The 20,425-nt window shown below is 62.5% G+C and carries 21 protein-coding genes; 7 read left to right on the forward strand and 14 right to left on the reverse strand.

All coding sequences use genetic code 11. The annotated features are described in order from the left end of the window. Positions 1 to 7: 7 nt before the first annotated feature. The 5 genes from M1D88_RS16725 to M1D88_RS16745 all read right to left on the reverse strand — a co-directional run bounded on the left by M1D88_RS16725 (position 8) and on the right by M1D88_RS16745 (position 6,754). Entirely contained in the window at positions 8 to 454 is a 447-nt protein-coding gene (locus M1D88_RS16725) for an SseB family protein (protein WP_458111862.1), read from the reverse strand. A gap of 133 nt (positions 455 to 587) precedes the next feature. Then, complete coding sequence (gene topA / locus M1D88_RS16730) at positions 588 to 3,314, reverse strand: type I DNA topoisomerase (RefSeq protein ID WP_458111863.1); 2,727 nt, start codon at positions 3,312 to 3,314, stop codon at positions 588 to 590. Positions 3,315 to 3,494: 180 nt separating this feature from the next. Beyond that, the gene (locus tag M1D88_RS16735; protein ID WP_458111864.1) at positions 3,495 to 4,148 is read right to left on the reverse strand and encodes an ArsR/SmtB family transcription factor; all 654 of its coding nucleotides are present in this window, start codon (positions 4,146 to 4,148) and stop codon (positions 3,495 to 3,497) included. Positions 4,149 to 4,208: 60 nt separating this feature from the next. Further along, positions 4,209 to 5,798, reverse strand: a complete 1,590-nt coding sequence (locus M1D88_RS16740) for a DUF7059 domain-containing protein (RefSeq protein ID WP_458114560.1) — start codon at positions 5,796 to 5,798, stop codon at positions 4,209 to 4,211. A 176-nt stretch (positions 5,799 to 5,974) separates the two neighbouring features. Continuing rightward, positions 5,975 to 6,754, reverse strand: coding sequence for a MerR family transcriptional regulator (locus M1D88_RS16745; RefSeq protein ID WP_458111865.1), 780 nt, complete (start codon positions 6,752 to 6,754; stop codon positions 5,975 to 5,977). Between the two features lie 239 nt (positions 6,755 to 6,993). Between M1D88_RS16745 and M1D88_RS16750 the strand changes: the two genes are divergently transcribed. Together M1D88_RS16750 and M1D88_RS16755 are read left to right on the forward strand one after the other, a co-directional pair. Beyond that, positions 6,994 to 7,392: a hypothetical protein gene (locus tag M1D88_RS16750; RefSeq protein ID WP_458111866.1), complete on the forward strand. Its 399-nt coding sequence runs from the start codon at positions 6,994 to 6,996 to the stop codon at positions 7,390 to 7,392. Between the two features lie 138 nt (positions 7,393 to 7,530). Continuing rightward, the gene (locus M1D88_RS16755; RefSeq protein WP_458111867.1) at positions 7,531 to 7,974 is read left to right on the forward strand and encodes a hypothetical protein; all 444 of its coding nucleotides are present in this window, start codon (positions 7,531 to 7,533) and stop codon (positions 7,972 to 7,974) included. A 37-nt stretch (positions 7,975 to 8,011) separates the two neighbouring features. Here M1D88_RS16755 and M1D88_RS16760 read toward each other — a convergent pair whose 3' ends face one another. After that, on the reverse strand, positions 8,012 to 8,584 hold the full coding sequence (locus M1D88_RS16760) for a GNAT family N-acetyltransferase (protein WP_458111868.1): 573 nt from the start codon (positions 8,582 to 8,584) through the stop codon (positions 8,012 to 8,014). A gap of 463 nt (positions 8,585 to 9,047) precedes the next feature. Here M1D88_RS16760 and M1D88_RS16765 point away from each other — a divergent pair, with 463 nt between their 5' ends. The 3 genes from M1D88_RS16765 to M1D88_RS16775 are packed head-to-tail and all read left to right on the forward strand — an operon-like array spanning position 9,048 to position 10,753. Further along, positions 9,048 to 9,566 carry a hypothetical protein gene (locus tag M1D88_RS16765; RefSeq protein WP_458111869.1) on the forward strand — a complete coding sequence of 173 codons (519 nt, stop codon included), beginning with the start codon at positions 9,048 to 9,050 and terminating at the stop codon, positions 9,564 to 9,566. Then, positions 9,563 to 10,156 carry a hypothetical protein gene (locus M1D88_RS16770; protein ID WP_458111870.1) on the forward strand — a complete coding sequence of 198 codons (594 nt, stop codon included), beginning with the start codon at positions 9,563 to 9,565 and terminating at the stop codon, positions 10,154 to 10,156. Before M1D88_RS16765 ends, M1D88_RS16770 begins: the two co-directional genes overlap by 4 nt. A gap of 60 nt (positions 10,157 to 10,216) precedes the next feature. Next, entirely contained in the window at positions 10,217 to 10,753 is a 537-nt protein-coding gene (locus M1D88_RS16775) for a hypothetical protein (protein ID WP_458111871.1), read from the forward strand. A gap of 17 nt (positions 10,754 to 10,770) precedes the next feature. Here the strand turns inward: M1D88_RS16775 and trhO are convergent, their stop codons facing one another. Then, positions 10,771 to 11,664 carry an oxygen-dependent tRNA uridine(34) hydroxylase TrhO gene (trhO, locus tag M1D88_RS16780; protein ID WP_458111872.1) on the reverse strand — a complete coding sequence of 298 codons (894 nt, stop codon included), beginning with the start codon at positions 11,662 to 11,664 and terminating at the stop codon, positions 10,771 to 10,773. Between the two features lie 172 nt (positions 11,665 to 11,836). Between trhO and M1D88_RS16785 the strand changes: the two genes are divergently transcribed. Then, positions 11,837 to 12,529: a GNAT family N-acetyltransferase gene (locus tag M1D88_RS16785; RefSeq protein ID WP_458111873.1), complete on the forward strand. Its 693-nt coding sequence runs from the start codon at positions 11,837 to 11,839 to the stop codon at positions 12,527 to 12,529. 53 nt (positions 12,530 to 12,582) lie between these two features. After that, a complete protein-coding gene (locus M1D88_RS16790) occupies positions 12,583 to 14,967 on the forward strand; it encodes a DEAD/DEAH box helicase (protein WP_458111874.1) in 2,385 nt (794 codons plus the stop codon). A gap of 16 nt (positions 14,968 to 14,983) precedes the next feature. Here the strand turns inward: M1D88_RS16790 and M1D88_RS16795 are convergent, their stop codons facing one another. The 7 genes from M1D88_RS16795 to ssd form a co-directional block, all read right to left on the reverse strand. Next, positions 14,984 to 15,337 carry an Rv3654c family TadE-like protein gene (locus tag M1D88_RS16795; protein WP_458111875.1) on the reverse strand — a complete coding sequence of 118 codons (354 nt, stop codon included), beginning with the start codon at positions 15,335 to 15,337 and terminating at the stop codon, positions 14,984 to 14,986. Next, positions 15,327 to 15,695, reverse strand: a complete 369-nt coding sequence (locus M1D88_RS16800; protein ID WP_458114561.1) for a TadE family type IV pilus minor pilin — start codon at positions 15,693 to 15,695, stop codon at positions 15,327 to 15,329. The genes M1D88_RS16795 and M1D88_RS16800 overlap by 11 nt, the downstream gene beginning before the upstream one ends. Positions 15,696 to 15,709: 14 nt before the next feature. Beyond that, on the reverse strand, positions 15,710 to 16,057 hold the full coding sequence (locus M1D88_RS16805) for a DUF4244 domain-containing protein (protein ID WP_458111876.1): 348 nt from the start codon (positions 16,055 to 16,057) through the stop codon (positions 15,710 to 15,712). Between the two features lie 143 nt (positions 16,058 to 16,200). Next, the gene (locus tag M1D88_RS16810; protein WP_458111877.1) at positions 16,201 to 16,890 is read right to left on the reverse strand and encodes a type II secretion system F family protein; all 690 of its coding nucleotides are present in this window, start codon (positions 16,888 to 16,890) and stop codon (positions 16,201 to 16,203) included. After that, positions 16,887 to 17,168, reverse strand: coding sequence for a type II secretion system F family protein (locus M1D88_RS16815; protein WP_458111878.1), 282 nt, complete (start codon positions 17,166 to 17,168; stop codon positions 16,887 to 16,889). Before M1D88_RS16815 ends, M1D88_RS16810 begins: the two co-directional genes overlap by 4 nt. Positions 17,169 to 17,779: 611 nt before the next feature. Further along, positions 17,780 to 19,045, reverse strand: a complete 1,266-nt coding sequence (locus tag M1D88_RS16820; RefSeq protein WP_458111879.1) for a TadA family conjugal transfer-associated ATPase — start codon at positions 19,043 to 19,045, stop codon at positions 17,780 to 17,782. Beyond that, positions 19,042 to 20,292, reverse strand: coding sequence for a septum site-determining protein Ssd (ssd, locus tag M1D88_RS16825; RefSeq protein ID WP_458111880.1), 1,251 nt, complete (start codon positions 20,290 to 20,292; stop codon positions 19,042 to 19,044). Before ssd ends, M1D88_RS16820 begins: the two co-directional genes overlap by 4 nt. Positions 20,293 to 20,425: the final 133 nt, after the last annotated feature.

A 20,425-nucleotide genomic window follows, 5' to 3' on the forward strand; every position in this document is an offset into this window, starting at 1 on the left:
TCGGCGCTTACTCCTCCGCTGCCTGGTCCTCGGCCGCCTGCTCGTCTTCCCGCTTGAAGTCGCGGCGGATGTTGGCCACACCTTCCGGGTCGATCTCGAAGCCGAAGGCACTGCCGGGGTTGATCACCATGCCGAGCTCGTCGCCGAGATTGCCGATGATGGCAGCGCCTTGGGTGCCGAGGATGTTTGGTGCCGCGGCAAGATACTGCTCGTTAACCCTGCTGGGGTGGGAGAAGACAGCAAGAACAGGCTGGTCTTCCGAGTTGGCCAGCACCAGCGGCTCAACCTGGGAATCGGGGCCCTCGACAGTGTCTGCGCTGATGATGTAGACCTCGTTGTTCAGGAAGGACAGGATGACGTCCACCGGGCTTGCGTCCGGCTGGTCCCCCTTGGCCAGCTTCTCCTCAAGGTCGTTCAGCGGCCGGGTATCCATAGGATCAGGCTGTTCAGTCATGTCTCTACTCGATCATGTTGAGGAGTGACGCGCAAACGGAGTTCTGCCCGAACGCGAAATCGCCGGAAGCGTGCGGGCTCGCCGGTAGTTCCCGGCGAACCCGCACGTTTCCGGCGAACTCGACTCCCCGTGCCTACTTCTTCGCTGCTGCCTTCCGCGCCGGAGCCTTCCGGGCTGTAGTGGTGCGCTTCACGGGTCCCTTGGCCCGCTTTTCCGCAAGGAGTTCGACGGCGCGTTCCCGCGTAAGCTCCTCCAGTGAAGTGGTCCTCGGAACAGTGATGTTTGTGACGCCGTCGGTAATGTAGGGCCCGAAGCGTCCTTCCTTCACCACGATGTTCTTCTCAGACACCGGGTCCGGGCCGAATTCGGCCAGCGGTGGAACTGCAGCCCGTGCCCCGCGCTGCTTCGGTTGGGAGTAGATCTCCAATGCTTGTTCCAGCGTGATGGTGAAGATTTCCTCTTCGGAGCCGATAGAGCGCGAGTCCGTTCCCCTTTTCAGGTAAGGACCAAAGCGGCCGTTCTGCACCGTGATGACGTTCCCCTCGGCGTCCTCCCCCAGTACACGCGGCAGGCTCATGAGCTGAAGGGCCTCATCCAAAGTGACGGTGTCAACGCTCATGGAGCCGAACAGCGAGCCGGTGCGCGGCTTGGCCTTAACAGGCTTCTTCGGCGGCTTCGGCTTCCCATTCTTGTAGTACTCAACAGGCTGGTTGGCCAACTGCTCATCCGTCATCTCGGGAATGATCTCAGTGACGTAAGCGCCGTAGCGGCCGTTCTTGGCAACGACGGTGTGGCCCGTGTGCGGATCAGCACCCAGCACGCGCTCTTCGGGAGCCGCCGTCTCCATCAACTCAACAGCCTTGGAGGCAGTGAGTTCATCGGGCGCGAGTTCCTCGGGAACGTTGGCCCGCGCGGACTCAACCACTTCGCCAGTCTTCGGGTCCACGGTGGGAATGGAGCTTTCGAGGTACGGGCCGAACTTGCCCACGCGCAGGGTGATGCCCTCCGCAATCGGCACCGAGTTGATCTCCCTGGCATCAATTTCGCCGAGGTTGTTCACGATGCTCAACAGCCCTGGATCGGAGTCTTCACCGTAGTAGAAGTGCTTCAGCCAGGCGGCACCCACGGCCTGTCCGTTGGCGATCTTATCCAGGTCGCCTTCCATGTCAGCCGTAAACTCGTAGTCCACATAGTCCGTGAAATGCTGCTCGAGCAGCCGGATGACGGAGAAGGCGATCCAGCTGGGCACCAGGGCCGAGCCCTGCTTCCGGACGTAGCCCCGGTCCTGGATGGTGGAGATGGTGGAGGCATAGGTGGACGGGCGGCCGATGCCCTTCTTCTCCAGCTCCGCGGTCAGGGACGCTTCCGTGTAACGCGGCGGAGGCGAAGTCTCATGCCCGACGGCGACGAGGTCCGTCGCAGTGAGGGCGTCATCCTTGGCCACGTTTGGCAACCGGCGCGCTTCGTCGGATTCGTCATCCCCACGGCTCTCGTCCTTGCCCTCTTCATACGCGGCGAGGAAGCCCGGGAAGGTGATGACCGTTCCTGAGGCGGAAAATTCTGCGTCCCGACCGTCCGATGCCACTGCACCGAGACGGAGCGTGGCGGTTGAACCCTTGGCATCGGCCATCTGCGAAGCGACGGTGCGCTTCCAGATGAGCTCGTAGAGGCGGAACTCGTCACCGGACAACTGCTTGGCAACCTGGGCCGGTGTGCGGAAGGAGTCACCGGCGGGCCTGATGGCCTCGTGGGCTTCCTGGGCATTTGCTGCCTTGCCACTGTAGACGCGGGGTGATTGCGGAATGTACTCCGGGCCGTAGAGCTCTGAAGCCTGACGGCGGGCAGCAGTCACGGCCTCGTTACTCAGCGCGGAGGAGTCCGTACGCATATAAGTGATGTAGCCGTTTTCATACAGGCGCTGGGCTACCTGCATGGTGCTCTTGGAGGAGAACCGCAGCTTTCGTCCGGCTTCCTGCTGCAACGTCGAAGTGGTAAACGGCGCGGCGGGACGGCGGGTGTACGGCTTGGTGTCAACGGACCTGACCCGGAAGTCGGCATTCTGCAGCGCTGCCGCCAGGGACGTCGCGAGTTCCTCATTAAGGTGCGCTGCATTGCGGGACGTAAGTTCGCCGTCGTCGTTGAAGTCACGGCCGCTGGCCACCTTGGCACCATCAACGGAGGCCAGCTTTGCCTTGAAGGAACCGGTGCCTGCGCCGAATTGGCCGGTCAGGTCCCAGTAGGAGGCTGCCTTGAACGCCATGCGTTCCCGTTCACGGTCCACCACCATGCGGGTGACCACGGACTGCACACGGCCGGCCGAGAGCCCTCGGGCCACTTTCCGCCACAGCACAGGGGAAATCTCGTAGCCGTACAGGCGGTCAAGGACTCGGCGCGTTTCCTGGGCATCGACCAGAGCGGTATCGACGTCGCGCAGGTTGTCCATGGCACGGTGGATGGCTTCCTTGGTGATTTCTCCAAAGGTCATCCGGTAGACCGGAACCTTGGGTTTGAGCACTTCCAGGAGGTGCCAGGCAATGGCCTCACCCTCCCGGTCCCCATCGGTTGCGAGATAAAGGGCGTCGGCGTCCTTGAGCTGGGCCTTGAGTTCGGCGACTTTTTTCTTCTTGTCGGGGGACACCACGTAGTACGGCTTGAAGCCATTTTCGATGTCGACGGCGAACTTGCCTACGGAGGTCTTCTTGAGTTCCGCGGGGAGCTCTGAGGGCTGTGGCAAGTCACGGATGTGACCGATGGAGGCCTCTACGATGAAGCCCTCGCCGAGGTACTTGGCGATGGTCTTGCTTTTGGCAGGAGACTCCACAATGACGAGTTTCTTGCCGGTTTTGGCCTTGCTTGGCACGGTGCTCCTACAGAAAAAGATTTGCTCGGGCAGATGAGCCCATATTGGCCTAGTTCACCATATTTTCCGGAATGATGCGCATTCATGTGGAAAACGCACGGCAAAAACCGCTGGATGGGAAGGCCTTATTCTACTCAGCCGGCCCCGGCTCTCCGCCTTGGGTGGCCGCTCAGGAGAGCATCAGGAGGCACGCGGGCGGTCATCAGGAATTATGGACCAAAGCGTAGCCATCCGCTCGGCCTGCTCCGGAATGTGAGCCGGATCCCTCAGCTCATAGTCACTCAACAATTCAAAGATCCTGCCGTTCAGCTCCCTTCGCTGCTCCACGGTCAGGTACAGCAGGTTGCTGGCCAGAACGACAGAGGCGGGGGTGGTCTGGACCCCGCTGCCCGGCGTCGGATCTTCTGATAGGGGCTGGGCCTGCGTGGACTCTGCCTTGGACTTGGCGTAGGCGGTTGCCCGCCGGCGAAAGGCATCAAGTTCCAGGTCAAGAACTGCGAACTCCGGATTGGCCAGGCTGCCGCCCGAGTTGATCGTGACATCGCTTCCGGCTGCCCGCCACCGTCTTTCCCTGGCGTCCCCAGCGGTCTCCGCGGGCACCACTATCCCCCATTTCTGGAGGGCGCGTAGGTGGTAGCTCATGGCGCTCGGCGTCAGCCCCGTCTGGGCTGCAAGCTCAGTTGCTGTCCGGCTCACCTGGGTGGAATACAGTTCGGAGATCACCTCAAGCCGGGCGGCGTGGGCAAGTGCACGGATGGCCTTGGGGTCGGTGATTTCCACCTTCTCACTGCCGGCCTGAGCCGCAAGTTCGGACCCCAACGCTGGTGTATTCACTGCTCCATTGTATCCAGCAGCACCCAACCCTGAAATAACTGTTTGACATCTCCCGCCCTGTCAGGCGGGGAGGAGGAATCCGTCCCGGACCAGGTTGCCCACTTCGGCCAGGAGAGTGGTTCGGAAGGTCCCGGCGTCGAATCCGTCTTCCCCGCCCAGCAAGGCAATCAATGCGCCGATAATCTGTCCCACACTGAGGTCACCGTCGCACGCCGAAACAAACCCGGCCAGCTCCGTACTCAGCAGATTAGTCCGCCGGAGCCCGGCTCCTTGGCGAAGCAGGATCACCCCAGGGTGCTCTGCCCCCGGACGCTGGTGCCGTTCTTCGGTCACGTCGTCAGCGACCACAAGATGGGCAGCGGCCAGGTCATGGGCAACCAGCCAGTCGGAGCGTTCGACGGCGGCGCCAAGGTGGGGGCCGACAGGCTTTTCTATCGGGTACGTGATCTCCTCGAACCGTTCGATCGCCCTGCCGGCCTCTCCTGCAGGCCGACGCAGCCAAACGATCCCGAAGCCGATTCCGGACACATCGCGGGACGCAAAGTCCTGAAGATAAGCAGAGTATGCCTCCTGATACCTCCTGCGGTCCCGGCTTTCGGAGGCATCACGAAGCCAGGTTTCCGCGTACAGATCTGGTCCCAACTGCTCACGCTGGATTATCCACACATCAACGTCCGGGCTGACCCAGCTCTGAGGCCTCTCCTCCCAGGACGTACCCGCGGTGATTTCCCAGTTACCCAGCATCTGTGCTGTTCCTCCAGGTGCCAGGATTTTTGGCAGGCCCCGGATCAGCGATGACACAATCTGGTCACCCGGAAGTCCGCCGTCGCGGTAAGTGAACTGGTTGGGCCCGGAGAGGTCCAGACTCCGAGGCGTGATGACGAAGGGCGGGTTCGAGACCACCAGGTCAAACGCCTCGCCCGCCACAGGTTCCAGCAGTGATCCCAGCCGCAGCGTCACGCGCTCTTCCAGGTTCAATGGATCAATGTGCAGCGGCCCGGCGTTGAGCAGCAGGTTGAAGCGGGTAAAAGCAAGCGCCCGCTCGGAAATGTCAGTTGCCGTGACGTGCCTGACGTGCTGCAGCAAGTGGAAGGTTTGAATTCCGCACCCGGTGCCGAGATCCAGTGCGCGGGAAACAGGACGACGGATGGTTGCCTGAACCAGCGTCGTGGACGCCTGGCCGATACCAAGCACGTGATCGTGGCGCAGGACGCCGGGCCGCTGGTGGGCGGCAAGGTCGCTCGCCACCCACAATTCCACACCGGTGGTGTCGCCGAGGCCATGTCCGGCGGAAACTTCCGGACCGCCCTCCCAACCGTATGGACGCAGATCCACCACCGCGCTCACGCCGTCATCGCCGTGTTGGATCAAATTCAGCGTCACGAGGCCTTCCGACCGGAGAGTGGGGAACGCGGCGTCGAGCGTTGCCGGCTGCTGCGGCTGCGCCAGGAGAAATAAGCGTACGACGGCGGCCAGCGCGGCTGTTGCATGCTCACCCTCCGCCGCGGATTCGGTGGCTATCAAAGCCGGGACGAGCTGGTCCCTGTTCAGCGCCTCGGAGGCTGATTCGCCCAGCAACCGGGCAACACCATCCACCGTGTAGTCGAGGCTTTTCAGGTCGGCTGCAAGTGCCTCAAGAAGGCCAGGCATATCGCTACGCGGAGCATCCGGCGTATTTCCGGAAATGAACGATACGGGCGAAAGGGCAGTTGGTTCGGTCACGGGTGCAAGTCTATTCGCGGCCCTGGACAAGACAACGTACGGAGACAAGAACGCACGGCCGGATCACCGGGCAGGAAGGGGATGCCCTTCCTGCCCGGTTGTGCTTACAGATTCAGCTCGGCGTAGATCCGCAGCGAGTCCCGCACGAACATGGCTCCCTCCGTGCCGCCGTAGTTGGCCCCGAAGCGGGGATCAGCAACGTACATGTCCCCCAGACCTGTGACATACCCCTTAATGTCTATGCCACTCTGGACGCCGTTTTGGCTGTTGGCCGAGGCCGGAGTGCCCGGGATCTCCTGGAGCCACGCCACATGGCGTCTTGCCAGTTCCTGGGCTGCCTCGCTGTCCGGCGCGATGCCGGCCTTTGCGGCAGCGATCCAGTCGTTGCCGAGCTTCTGGGCGCGCTGCTTCCAGGCCCGCTTTTCGTCCTGACCCATTCCCCGCCACCAGGCGTCGCCCTTTGCGTAGGCGTCCTTACCCCAACGTTCTTCGACTTCGTCCTTGTAGCGCGTGTGGTCGAAGCCATCCAGCATTTCTTCTGCCATGAGATTTTCACCTCCTTCCACTGCTTTGATGGTCCGGCGGACCGACGCTATTTGCCGGCCCAACCTGTTCTGTTCCTGCTGAAGCCAGCCGAGGTGCCCATGGAGGGCCCCTGCGGTGTCCTGTTCACGGTCAAGCACCTGGGCGATGACCGGCAATCCGAGCCCCAGCTCCCGAAGGAGCAGGATGCGTTGGAGCTGCACCAGGGCCGACTGGCTGTAATAGCGGTAACCGTTGTGACCTGTACTGCTCGGTTTGAGGAGCCCGATGTTGTCATAGTGACGAAGGGTCCAGCTCGTGGTTCCGGCGATTTTGGCGATCTCCTGGATCGACCATTCCATAGCGGCTCCCTTCCTGGAGTCGTTTCCAAGGTGCTCTCGACCGGCTGAATTACCGGCACTTCCGACTGTAGATGTTGACGTTGCGTCAAGGTCAACATCTGTTGGACAACCTCAAGAGAATTTTGTCCCGGCCAGAAGTCCAGGACGATCAGTAGACCCAGTTGCCTCGCCGGATGCGCTAGGAGCTAGCCCGTAGAGCACGATAAAATGACGGGAAATACATCTCGGCGGTGAGGTGAATGAGCAAAAAGCAGGAAGAGCCCGAGGGCTTGGGAGCTGGCTGCGTGTTCTTTTTTCTGGCCATCCTGGTCTCGCTGGTGGTCACCTATCCATGGCTGCTCCTGTTGCCGCTGACATTCTTTCTCATAGTCATTCTTGGCAACCGCCCGAAGAAGGTTCGCTATCTGCCTCCCCCGCGGAGAATACCGGCACCTGTGCCGAGGACGATGGTCGCCAAGCCTCCTCCCCTGAGGACAATCACGCCTGCACCACCTCCGAACCTCATCTCCCCTCAAGTCAAGGTCGCCCCCGCGGACTTCATTCCGAAGGACCGCGAATACAACAAGTACTTGGCTAGAGCTTGGGACGAGGAGTTCGAGGCACTGGCCAAAAAGCATGAGCAATACCCGCCGTCCTAGAGGAGAACACCCTCAACGCTTCGGCTGGCAGAGTGCGGAGGCAAACCAACTCGGATGCCGGTGTACTGAGGGCTGCATCGGGGGATGGTAGTGGAGTTGATCAACGGGGAGCAGTGCGGCAACGGGTAAGTTGGGAGCATGTCCCGATCTGAAGTACTGCTGCGGCGTGCCCTCGCAGCAGCAGCGCTCACCGCCCTCGCAGCAGGCAGCATTACGGCGTGCTCTTCGGCCCTCTCAATCGAAAACGCTGATGTCCCAGCGTGGAAAGCCACTGCGCTACCGTCTGCAGCGGGCGCAGTCTTGGAGGACTCCGGGAAGATTCTGGATCGGGAGGCGCTGACGCAGGAAGCGGCCGACGTTCAGGCAGGGGTCTACACGCTGACGATGACGTGTGAGGGTGGAGGGAAGGCCTTCTTCGCAGTCACGCAGCAGGGCCGGGAAATCGTTGACGCCGGAGCTGCCTGCAACGGAAGCCTCGAGCGGGCCAAGGTCTCTGTTCCTGAAGCAGGGTCTCTGCAGGTCAGCACATCCAGCGTGGACGCACCCCTGATCTTCGCGTATCAGCTGACCCCCGGTAGCTAGCCTCCTGCGGGCGACAGACTGCTCGGAAAGCAGTATCTCAGCGCAGGTCCAGGCGCATCAGTACCCGCGGGAAGCCATTGATCAGGGAGTCGGTGTCGGCCGCCTTGGTGAATCCCGCTGCTTCGAAGAGCTTGCGGGTGCCCACGTAGGCCATGGTGAGGTCAACGTGTTTGCCCTGGTTATCCACGGGGTAGCCCTCGATGGCGGGAGCGCCGTAGCCGCGGGCGAAATCCACGGCGCCTTCGAGGAGATGATGGGAGATCCCCTTGCCGCGATAGCCTGGCCGAACGCGGATGCACCAGACTGACCAAACGTCAAGATCGTCCACGTGGGGAATCTTCCGGTTGCGGGCAAAGCTTGTGTCGGCGCGTGGATGGACACCCGCCCACCCAACCACCTCGTCGCCGTCGTACGCGAGCACCCCGGGCGGCGGCTCCTGCCCGACCAGTTGTTTGACGAGTTCCCCGCGTTCGGTGCCGCGCAGCTCCAGGTTCTGCTTTGAGGGGATGCGGTAGCTCAGACACCAGCACACGTTCGCGTCGGGCCGTTTCGGTCCGACCATCGTCTTCACGTCCTCGAACTGGTTGGCAGGACGAATCTCGATCGCCACTTGGTGGAGTCCTCTCGACTGGTTCCCAGAAACCGATGCTGAAGCCGGCTATCTGCCATTGCTTCTAGGCCCAACGATAGTGACATCGTCCCGGAATCCAAGAGAGTCGACTGCTGCACTGAGGCGGTGACTAGTAGGCTCGTCGTCTACGGCAGCATTTGGGGGAAGGCAGCTCATGAACAAACGTGTTTCGATTGCGGTGGCGATATCGCTCGCTGGCGGTCTAAGTGCCTGCGAATATTCGTCAGGAGGTGGCCGGACGATCAGCGGTTCACCTGGCCAGCCTTCCGACTCAGCCCCGGCATCCGGTGAATCCAACATGGTCGCTTTGATGAGGGTTTTGGGGCCTCCTGACTCAACGGGATTACCCTATGAGACCGGCCCGGAAGCGACCGTTGAAGCTGAGATCGGGTCCGGACAATACCTTCTTACTGCGGGGTGTGTCGGGGCTCCGGGCGCAGATGTGTCGGTTACGTTTGGCGACTCGTCCCCGGAGAAGTATTCCTTCTCCTGCGGCATGGGCAAGGTCATTCAAATCGACCACACCAGCGGGCAGGTTCTGGCAAAAGTGGTGCCTCAGGAACCCCTGACCGGTGCTGTAACAGGGCTGAAACTTGAGCACCACCCCGCACCTCGCGACATCGCGGCCAGGAATCAGGCGTGGATGACTGAGCAGCTGGGTCAGGAAAAGCCAGGCGAGTTCCGGCGCTTCCTGTCTTCAGGGGAAGGCACCGCCACGGGTCCGCTGGCAAGTGCGGGAACATATGATCTCGCCTTTGTTTGTTCCGGACCTGACGCCGTGGACCTTCTGGCGATGAACGCGGACGGCGATCCGATTGCCGAGCTACCGGATGTTCCCTGCGGGCCGGCATTCCGAACGAGTTTCGAGCTCAATACAGACGGTGCCCAGATCCTGGTGGATTCCGATTCAGACGAGCTGCGAGCCGCCGTCAGCGTCCTTCCGGGGCAGAAAGCCGGATGATGAGCCCGGCCCTCGGGAGGCTGCTTCCGCCGCTTTCAGCGCTGTTGATGGCCGGAGTCCTCCTCCTCGGCTGCGGGGGCTGTGAATACGACGTCGGAGCTCCCCCACGTGCTTCCTCCACGAGCAGTGATCCCAGCCTTCCGCCCTCTTTTACTGCATTTCCTACCCTTGATCCGGAGGTAGCAGCTGCCCAGGACAGGAACGCCGCGATCATGCGACGCCATCTGGCGGTTGCAGCACCTGACCTCATATCAGGCGCGGACGGTCCTGCGGATGGCGTTTCCACCAGCACCAAGGCGCTCCCGTCCGGTAAGTACATTGTGGCTTCAGAGTGCCTGGGCGCGTCCGAAGCCGAATTGGTTGTTGTGGGGACAGGAGGTGCTGTGCTTCTCCAGACAACCTACCTGTGCGGGGAACCAGTAGTGCACGAACTGGATGCCGCCGGGGCTCTCTCAATCTCAACCAGGGTGACGGGCGAGAAGCCCGCGCCGGGGGCAGGGGCGAGAGTGGGTTTTCACCTCGGCAGAGCGACGGCACCCCAAGCCACTCCCAGCCCTGAATTCAGGCGGTGGTTGGAAGGGCAGGGATAGCGCTGGCGTCCCCCCGTACTACCTATGGATTGGCGACTTTTCCGGGCCTAAAGTCAGAGTATGCCCAGAGTGCGGGCACCGCGGGCGACGCTCAGGCGCCGGCCGGGCGCCGCCGTCGTCCTTTCCGTTGCCTTGGCAGCCGCGGCGATCACCAGCGGCTGTGAGTACGTGTACGACGACGGGCGTCCGCTCATCGCGACGCCCACGCCGACCTACACGGATGTAAGGCTCCCGCGGGACCCGAGGATGAATGAGCCTGTGTCGGGGGACGAACTGGAGCTGTGGGTGGCGTCAGTCCTGCCAGACACGCAGGGCCAGGTGTTCCATACCGGCTTCGGTTCGCTGGATCGCCACGCGACCCGAACCGAAAGCACCGCGCAGTTGCCCAGCGGCACCTATGCGCTGACGCTGGCATGCCGAAGCCACTACCGGATGAGCTTCATCATCCGCAACGGGGACGCTGAATTGATAAATCTGAGCCTGCGGTGCGGAACTGCGCGGGTCAACGTGATCCAGCTGACGAAGGACTCAGTGCTGACTGTGCAGATGGAAACAGTTCCCGCCGCAAACTATGCCTACATCGTGAGCCGGATCTGAAGTCTCCCAGGCGGGGGTTAGGCGGCGCAGCCGTCGGGGCAGCGGAGGGTCTCGGGACTTGCGGCGCACTCGGCGCAGTACAGGGTCAGCGTGCGGCAACTGAGGTTTGAGCAGTTTTCGAACTTGCTGGTGGGGGCCGAGCAGCGGATGCACTGTCCGATCGTCTTGGCATCCTCGCTGAATTCCAAATGCATGCGCTTGTCAAAGACGTAGAGGGAGCCCTCCCAGAGTCCCTGATCCTTGAAGGTTTCGCCGTAGCGGACGATCCCTCCGTCCAGCTGGTAAACCTCTTTGAAGCCGCGGTTGACCATGAGGCTGGAGAGGACCTCGCAGCGGATGCCGCCCGTGCAGTAGGTCACGACGGGCTTGTTTTTCAACGCATCGTATTTTCCGGAGTCCAGCTCCTTGATGAAATCGTGCGTCGTGGCGACGTCGGGAACTACAGCATCCTTGAATTTCCCGATCTGGGCCTCGAAGGCGTTCCGGCCATCGAAAAACACCACGTCCTCGCCGCTCTGCTTTTTGGTGTCAACCAAGTGGTGCAGCTCTTCGGGCTTGAGATGCGTGCCGCCGCCCACAACGCCACTTTCATCAACCTTCAGTTCGCCGGGTGCCCCGAACGACACGATCTCGTCGCGGACTTTCACGCTGAGCTTGGGGAAGTCCTCGGAACCGCCGTCGGACCACTTCACGTCGACCTCGTGGAAGCCCTTGTACTCGCGCGTGGTCTTGACGTACTGCTTCACTGCGCCGATCTCGCCTCCGACTGTGGCGTTGATGCCGTCCTTGGAGATGATGATGCGCCCGGTCAGTCCCAGCTTCTCGCACAAGGCACGCTGCCAGAGCCGGACGGCGTCGGGGTCCGGGAGAGGGGTAAAGCCGTAGAAAAGTACAATTCGGTTCAAAGCCACGTATTTAAGGGTACTTGGTACGGGAAATCGCCGTTGGCGAGGTGTTCCGCTTGGGAGGTATTCCATTGTCCTGGCTGCGGGAGCGCCTTGCCTCGGTCACAATTTCATAAGCAAGGCCTTTCTCCTCCACCTACCCCTGTTGCTTGTGACAGCGCTGGAATACCCTCATCACATGACTCCGGACGCCATGGTTGAAGACATCACCCACTTGCTGGAAGTCTGGGTAGCCGGCTGGGCCGGCTGCCGGGGCTACGAGACCCGCAACGAGGGCCGCTTCCCTGCGGTCCTCCGAGCTGATGCCAACAGGGACTGGGTCTACTTCGCCCATGATCCCTCCAACGCCGAATTCGCTGAGTTGGTGTCAAAGGCAGCGGAATCCCCAACCAGGATCATCACGGTCTTCACCAACGACGCCGCCCGGTACAGTTTCCTGGCGCAGGAGCACGGACTGAACGTGACATCGGCGTCGCAGACCATGATGTTCGTAGACATGGAGACCCAGGACTCTGAGGATCCCTGGCTTGCTGATGATGACCTCAGGCTCGAGACTTCCCAAACGGACGGAGTGCACCATGCCGTGGTCCGGAGTGGCGACGAGGTTGCTGCCAGTGGCCGGGTCTACGTGGTGGGGAATACCGCCGTGTTCGACAGGATCGTCACCGAACCCGGCTACCAGCGCCGCGGTCTGGGCAGCTTCATCATGAAAGCGCTGGCCGCACAGGCCTTTGAGCACGACGTTGAGAATGGACTGTTGCTGGCGTCGTTGGACGGACAGAAGCTGTATTCGCACCTGGGCTGGAAAACCGTCTGCCATGTACTGATGGTCTCCGCCTCTGACGAGGGCGCAGACCTCTCCGTCGCCTAGTCCGAAGACCCGGCGGAAACCAGCGATTTGAGCCCGGGTGAAACAATGTTTAGGTGAACCCACATGACTCGCTGATCCCGCTTCTGGGCCGGGGCCCGGACCCGGAGCAGCTGCGTCATGTGCACACCATTCCGGCCCGACAAGCCATCCACGAGACCTGGCCGGAGTGGGCTCACCCCGACCTCGTAACTGCCTATGGGTCATTGGGGATCCACCAGCCCTACCGGCATCAGGTACTCGCCGCCGACCTCGCCCATTCTGGCGAACATGTGGTGATAGCCACCGGGACGGCCTCAGGAAAATCCTTGGCCTACCAGCTTCCGGCGCTGGACTCGATCCATCGCTCGGAGCTGGGAGTGCTGTCCCAACCGGGAAAAATCCACGACGACGGCGCCGTAACGCTGTACCTCTCCCCCACGAAAGCCCTGGCCGCTGACCAGCTTTCCGCTATTCGGGCGCTGAACCTTCCGACCGTCCGGGCCGAAACGTACGACGGCGACACGGATCCCGCCTCCAGACGCTGGATTCGTGACCACGCCAACTTCATCCTCGCCAATCCCGACATGCTGCACTTCGGGATCCTGCCAAACCATGCCTGGTGGGCAAGCTTTTTCCGCCGGCTCCGCTATGTGATTGTGGATGAGGCACATAGCTACCGCGGTGTCTTCGGTTCACATGTGGCCAACCTGATGCGACGGCTTCGCCGGATCTGTGCCTACTACGCCGGAATCGGATCCCCGGGTCCCGTGTTTATCGCCGCCTCCGCCACGGCTTCTGAACCTGGCGAATCGTTTGGACGGCTCATCGGTGCTCCGGTCCGGGCCGTATCTGAGGACTCCTCACCCCACGGTTCCACCACAGTGGCCTTCTGGGAGCCGGCCCTGATGGAAGTCCGGGGCGAAAACGGCGCCCCGGAGCGGCGGACTGCCGTGGCTGAAACGGCAGATCTCCTGGCCAATCTGGTTTCCTCCCATGTCCGGACGATTGCTTTCATCAAGTCCCGCCGTGGGGCGGAAACCATTTCGTCCATCACCAAGCGGCTGCTTGATGAAGTGGATCCGAGCCTTCCGCAAAGAGTGGCAGCGTACCGCTCCGGGTATTTGCCGGAGGAGAGACGTGCGCTGGAAAAAGCTCTTCGGTCCGGTGAGCTCCTGGGTGTCTCCAGCACCTCAGCCCTTGAGCTCGGCATCGACATTTCCGGTCTCGACGCGGTTCTGGTGGCAGGCTGGCCCGGTACCCGAGCCTCTTTGTTCCAGCAGATCGGCCGTGCCGGACGGACGGGCCAGGACGCCATCGCCGCCTTCGTTGCCAGTGACGATCCACTGGACACCTACCTGGTGAATCATCCCGAAGCCATCTTTGACCTCTCGGTTGAGGCTACCGTCTTTGACCCCTCCAATCCCTATGTCCTTGGTCCGCATCTCTGCGCGGCAGCGGCAGAACTCCCCCTCGGCCACGGCGAACTGGAACTTTTCGGCGATACGTCTGAGAAGCTGCTGGACCAGCTGGTAACCCAGGGATACCTGCGAAAACGGCCGGCCGGGTGGTTCTGGACGCATTCCCAAAGTGCTGCGGCCATGGTGAACCTTCGAGCCGACGGCGGCGGGCCGGTGAGCATTGTGGACGCCGACACCGGCTCCCTCCTGGGCACAATGGATTCGCCGCAGACTCATTACCAGGCCCACACCGGTGCCGTGTATGTTCACCAGGGCGAGAGTTACGTGGTTGAGGATCTGAACGAGGATGACCATTGCGTTGTGGTTCGGCGGGCGAACCCGGACTACTACACGACGGCCAGGGATGTAACGCAGATCGAGGTCCTGGAGAGTCAGCGCCACGTTCGGTGGGGCGACATAGGAGTGCACTTCGGAGACGTGAAGGTAACCACCCAGGTTGTCTCCTTCCAGCGCAAGGCACTGATTTCCAACGAGATCCTGGGCGAGGAGCCGCTGGAGCTGGGGGCCAGGGAGCTCTTCACTAAGGCAGTCTGGTTTGAGGTGGACAACCGCTCACTCACTGCTGCCGGCCTCATCGAAGCGCAATTTCCCGGTGCGCTGCATGCCGCTGAGCACGCCGCGATCGGACTTTTGCCCCTGGTGGCATCGAGTGACCGCTGGGACATCGGAGGGGTTTCCACCGCCCTCCATGCCGATACCGGGGTGCCCACCATTTTTGTGTACGACGGGCACCCCGGTGGGGCAGGCTTCGCGGAACGTGGTTTCGACAAGGCCAAGGTGTGGCTGTCAGCTACCCGTGAAGCGATCAAAGCGTGCGAATGCGAGTCGGGTTGTCCGTCCTGCGTGCAATCGCCCAAATGCGGCAACAAGAACAACCCTCTGGACAAGGCGGCAGCAGTGGTCCTGCTCGACGTTTTGCTTCGGGATGCAAGTGAAGCCCCTCGTTTGGAAACCCTTCAAACCAGCCCGGATCGCAGTTAGTAGTGCGGTCCTCCTATCAGGGCGGCGGGCCGGCTCGGGCATGTCCCGTGGCTGACCCAACAACAGTCCGGGCCTCCAGCTCGGTGCGGACCTCAACTGTCTGGCCTGTTCCTTCTGCACAGGCCGTCACTCTTGCGTTGTGCCGGGCTGCGACCGCGGCTGCGACGGCACAGGGTTCCCCTTCCGTCAGACCCCGTGCCGCATCGGCTGCGGCCAGAGCTGCAAGGTCTGCGGCCGATGCGGCCCTGGATGCCATGACTGCTGACTGCGCGAGCACGAGCAGAAGTACCATCGCCGTCATTACTACAAGGCCCAGGGCCGCAGCCAGGACGGTCCCGGAACCACGCTCGGGGTGGGAATCACGGTGCACTGCCGGACTCTCCCTTGGCCGTTGCCTTCGCAGACAAAGTCCACGGGACCAGCGAACCCGCTGACCCGCCGCTCCTGCCTGACACGATGACGCTCAGCCATTCCCCGTCTGCGCTGATGGCAGCCGAAGCGGAGCTGCCTGCAACTTGCCTGACAATGCCCTCAATGGCTCCGGGATCCTCACCTCTTGCAAGCGCCCTGGCCCCTGCCCTTGCTGCCTCCTCCAGCCTGAGCTGGGTCAGGCCAGCGGCGGAACCGGCCAGCAGCATGGCCAACAGCAACAACACGGCGGGCAAGGCGACGGCAAATTCAGCCGTTACAGCACCCCGGCACTTCCCCGCGCCAGGGACTGGGAGCACTTCCAAGCCGGGCATCATGGCAAGGCCAGCGCCGTACGGATGAGGTTGAGCAGAAAGCCTCTGACCTCCTCACTGCGGAGAATAAAGACCAACAAACCGGCGAAACCCACGGCAGCCAACGTAGCGATGGCATATTCCGCTGTGGCCATGCCCGCTTCCGAACCCCATGAGGTGTGCCGGCGAAGGTTGTACCGCCGAAAGCCCAGGCGGCGGATGCGACCATGCCGGTTTCGAAGGCCAGCGACGTTGTTCCGGACCTGAGGAGCGGCGCTTGCCCCCGGGTATATTTCATTGACCTTGGCTTCGGACTGTTCCGCCTGGGCAGTCTCAGGCTTTTCGAGGGGATGTGCTGTGGTCGACATGATGTGTCCTTCCATAGGTGGGGTACCGGCTGTAGCACCGGCTGCTTCGACTCTTCCGACTTGTTCTCCGGCAGATAAGTGACCATGACCGCTAAGTGGATAACCGTGGAATTCCTTGGCTGTGGAGGGAAACTGGAGTGCCTCTAGCCCGCTGACGGAATCATCGCCAGAAGAACGGGAACAACACCAAGGCAGATGAAGGCAGGCAATGAGCACAGCCCCAGGGGGATAACAAGCCTCACACCCAGTGCAGCCGCCCGTTTTTCGGCGGCCCGGAACCGCTCCCTCCGCATCCGGGCGGCCTGGGCATAGAGGATCGCCGATGAAGGGGCACCGGTGAGCGCCGCAAAGCCCAACGCATCACGAAGTTCGACCATTCCCCGGGTCTGAACGGCTGAACTGCGCCATGCCGTATCCCAATCCGCACCAATCGCAAGCGCTGAAACAACCGGGCGAAGGGACAGCGCGTGCTTAGCTGATGAGCAGTCCGCCACAAGTTGAAGTGAGCGCCCCACTCCGGCGCCAGCGTCCAGCATTGCGCCAATTAGGTCAAGCATCATGGCGGTGTCTGCCAGGCCGTCCTCCGCGGAGGTAACGGCACCCCCTGCCGGTGGCTCCCGCTTTCCCCTTAAGTCAGCCCCAGTTCCCGTCAGATCCCGGCCATTTCCAGCTGGTGTGTATCGATTGCCGTTCTCAAGGGCGGAGCGCTCTTTATTAAGTGCAAGTAGCCGGGCCAGCCGTCTCCGCACCCTCTCCGGGCCAGCCAACGCGAATAAAGCAGCCATGGTAGCCAGCGCTGCAATTGCAATGGCAGGGAGCAAGACAACCGTCATGGCATCCCTGCCGCGTGCTGGACGAGGCGGGCCGACCAAGCTCGTCCTGCCACAGTCAGCAAGATGCCGGCAACGAGGGCGGCGATTCCGTACGGTGTCCCCAAAAGGATCTTCAGCGGATCTACTCCCAGGGCCGTGCCAAGAGCCAGTCCCAGGAAGGGCAGCCAGGTCAGCAGCTTCACGGTGGCCTTTGGCCCTGCCAGCGCCGTTTGCCGGGCCGCGTCGGCGTCGTCCTCGGCTTCCAGCTGGGCAGCGAACCGGGTGAGGATATCAGCCAATGGACATCCGCTGGCTTCCGCGATGTCGAAGCAAGCGGCGAGTTCACCCCAAATCCGGCGGTTCCGCGAACTGCCGGGATAGGCGCTTGTTGTAGCTGATCGAATAGCGTCCGAGACAGGTGACCCCCGGAGCGAAGCCGCTCTGGCTGCGGCCAGTACGAGTTGAAAAGCAGAGCCCGAGACTTCTGCCGTAGTCTGGCCGGCGCCTTCACGAGCAGCCCTGCCAACATGAGGGACCTGGCCAGCACGAGGAGCCCGGCCCGCACGAGGATCCCGGCCTGTGGTGAGTTCGGATGATCCTGCCGGGTAAAGAGTAGCGAGCTCGTCCCATAACCGGGAGGGAGTTCGACCGCCCTTCAACAGGGCGGCGAGCTGTTGAACTACCACCGTCATGTGACTGGACTCTTGGCTGCGGTTCCGTTTCCGAAAGCGGGCACTTCGGCCCGGAGCCAGTCCAGCTGCGGATGATCCGGGAGACCCTGAAACGGCACGGCCCTTCCCATACCGTCCGCCAGCAGCAGGGAGTGTGACTCGGAGGCGGTGTGCGGAGGTTCGCCCAGGAAGAATGATGAGCCAGAGTGCGGCTCCAAGGGCAACAGCCATCGCGAAACTCACGCCGATTCCCTACCGTACCCAACTGCAAACCCGGGCCCTTCGAGTCCCAGGCGTCTGGCCAGTCTGGACCACGCCGGCCCTTGGCACAGCTCACCGCCACGGATCTCCAGTGCTGCCGAAACAGTGAGCCCTTCCCTCCCATCCTCAAAAAGGCCGATGCATGCCAACTGCCGGCCATGGACTGATCGTTCAACGTGGACCACGACGTCCAAGGCGCTGGATGCCTGCAGACGCACCGCATTCTGGCTTAGTCCCGCGAGCGCGCCCAGCGCCGTAAGCCGCGCAGGAACGGCTGCCGCCGCGTTGGCGTGAATGGTGCCGCCTCCTCCGGTATGGCCCGTATTCATTGCTGTCAGCAGCTCACGTACCTCCGCCCCGCGGCACTCTCCTACCACCAGCCGGTCCGGCCGCATCCTCAATGCCTGCCGCACCAGTTCGCCCAGATCGACGGCGCCTCCGCCTTCCAGGTTCCCGTGCCTTGATTCCAGGCAGACCACGTGGGGATGCACGGGATTGAGCTCCGAAGCATCCTCGATCAGGACCAGCCTTTCGCTTGGATGGCACAAGCCCAACAGTGTTGAAAGGAGCGTGGTTTTCCCGGATCCTGTGGCCCCGCTGATCAGAAAACTCAACCGGTGCGTCACCATCCGTTCCAGCACCTGCTGACCAAGAGGCCCGAACATTCCGCCTTGCCTGAGTTCGTCGAGCGAAAACACCTGATCGCGCCGGATCCGCACCGATAACAGCGTTCCGACAGTAGAGATTGGAGGAAGTACGGCATGGACGCGATAACCGCCGTCGAGTCTGACGTCGACGCAGGGAGAACCGTCATCCAGCCGGCGCCCTCCGGCAGCTACAAGCCGCGAGGCAAGGGCACGTACCTGGACCTCGTTGGAAAAGGTGACGGGAGCCCGCTCGAGGCCCTTGCCCCGGTCCAGCCAGACGGAGTCCGGTGCATTTACGAAGATGTCAGTCACTGCCCGATCCCGGACCAACGCCTGCAGCGGCCCGAGTCCGTTGAGCTCAGCGCTGATGCTTTCCACGGCGGCCAAGGAACCCGCTGTACCGAGGAGCCGCCCCGAGGCCTGGACTGCCGATGCCACCCGCAAAGGGGTGACAGGTCCGGAATCGGCCATGACAGATTCACGGACGGATTCAAGCAGCCTGGCATCGACTGATCGGCTTTGCCTGCGACGGGTGAGGCCACCATCCGAAATGATGGGGGCAGAAGGGAGACCAGGCAGGTTTCGGCGGGCGGTCATTCCCCCTCCTCGTCGAAGAGCTCCAGGACCGATGCCACAAACCGGCGGACATTCCTCCGCTGCCCGACTTCCAGCAACCTGCCCTGCTCAGTAGCCCCCGCAGTCCCCCTCACCTCGGGCAAGACGGCTTGCAGGGGCAGCCCCACTGAATCCGCTATGAGGCCGGCGTCCAGTGCTGCCCCCGCCTTTCCCCGCACTACCAACGACGTTCCCACTGGCGGAAGCTCCTGCAGGATTCTTGCTGTGGCGACGGCGGCTTTGAGCTGGGCAGGCACTACGAGCAGAAGCCGATCGCAATCCCAGGCGAAGTTCCGAAGGGGTTCTGCACCCCGTCCGATGTCCACGACCACAAGTTCATAGCCTCGTCTGGCGGCGTCGAGGACTCCTACGACCGTGCCGGGCTCCACCACTGCGGAGCGGTCCCGGCTGCCGGGCCAGGAAAGAAACGAAAAACCTCCAGCCACAGGCAAGGCATCGCTCAGTTGTTCGGGATTTATGCTCCCGCGCGCATCCGCAAGGTCCGGCCAGCGCAATCCCGCCGCTTCCTCGGCTGCGAGTGCCAATTCAAGGCCGCCTCCCCAGGCATCCCCGTCCACCAGGAGCACCCTGGCTCCGAGCCCTGCTGCGGCCTGCGCTATCCAGATGGCTGCGGTGGTGGCACCTGCCCCGCCGCAACCCCCGGTCAGCCCGACCACCAACCCTCCTGCTTCCGGTGAACCAGCCCCGCTCAGGTACTCAGCGAGCCATGTTGCCGCGTCCGGCAGCACAGCCACACGCTCTGCTCCGAGGGCGGCAGCGAGATGCCACAGGCTGTCGCCTTCCCCGCTGAGGCCTACCAGGACCGCAGGCCCGCGGCGTCTTGGAGGAAGCTCCCGCACATCGCTTCCTACCAACACCGCGGCGGCCGAATCCCAGAAGGGCGCAGCCTCGGTGGCGTCTGCGACTACCCGCAATTGCCCGCCTGTCGCCGCCACAATGCGCTCCACCTCGGATCTGAGCACATCGAACCCGGTGACGAGCAAGGTCTCCGATCCCTCATCAGGCAGCCAGGGAGCCGGTGTGGGGCGTGGCCTCCCCGTTCCTTCACGAAACAGGGCTCCCCTTTCCGTTCGCCCGGACGCCGCGCCGGTTAGCGCTGGCGGGGCGGCCAAGGCGTCGGGGCCGGTTAAATCTGCCTGTGCGGCTGGTGATGCCGCGCCCGAAGGTGGATCGGTGTGGGGAGGGTGCTTGAGGTGGTGCCTGCTCATACGGCCACCTTGCCGGGGCCGGAGGCTGCATGTAAGACAAAGTCGATGCTATGTGGACAAGTCGCAGTCAGAGGCGGAACGCCCGGAGGCCAGCAGAAAGCTCCAGCCCAAAGCCCGGAACAAAAGCTCCGGC

The organism is Arthrobacter sp. R1-13, assembly GCF_054161475.1.

Coding starts and splice junctions, on each gene's coding strand:
- ssd (WP_458111880.1), bottom strand. CDS start 20,292: ATGAGCAGGCACCACCTCAAGCACCCTCCCCACACCGATCCACCTTCG.
- M1D88_RS16750 (WP_458111866.1), top strand. CDS start 6,994: ATGAGCAAAAAGCAGGAAGAGCCCGAGGGCTTGGGAGCTGGCTGCGTG.
- M1D88_RS16725 (WP_458111862.1), bottom strand. CDS start 454: ATGACTGAACAGCCTGATCCTATGGATACCCGGCCGCTGAACGACCTT.
- M1D88_RS16810 (WP_458111877.1), bottom strand. CDS start 16,890: ATGACGGTTGTCTTGCTCCCTGCCATTGCAATTGCAGCGCTGGCTACC.
- M1D88_RS16745 (WP_458111865.1), bottom strand. CDS start 6,754: ATGGAATGGTCGATCCAGGAGATCGCCAAAATCGCCGGAACCACGAGC.
- M1D88_RS16785 (WP_458111873.1), top strand. CDS start 11,837: ATGACTCCGGACGCCATGGTTGAAGACATCACCCACTTGCTGGAAGTC.
- M1D88_RS16740 (WP_458114560.1), bottom strand. CDS start 5,798: ATGCCTGGCCTTCTTGAGGCACTTGCAGCCGACCTGAAAAGCCTCGAC.
- M1D88_RS16820 (WP_458111879.1), bottom strand. CDS start 19,045: ATGACCGCCCGCCGAAACCTGCCTGGTCTCCCTTCTGCCCCCATCATT.
- M1D88_RS16755 (WP_458111867.1), top strand. CDS start 7,531: ATGTCCCGATCTGAAGTACTGCTGCGGCGTGCCCTCGCAGCAGCAGCG.
- M1D88_RS16770 (WP_458111870.1), top strand. CDS start 9,563: ATGATGAGCCCGGCCCTCGGGAGGCTGCTTCCGCCGCTTTCAGCGCTG.
- M1D88_RS16805 (WP_458111876.1), bottom strand. CDS start 16,057: ATGTCGACCACAGCACATCCCCTCGAAAAGCCTGAGACTGCCCAGGCG.
- M1D88_RS16775 (WP_458111871.1), top strand. CDS start 10,217: ATGCCCAGAGTGCGGGCACCGCGGGCGACGCTCAGGCGCCGGCCGGGC.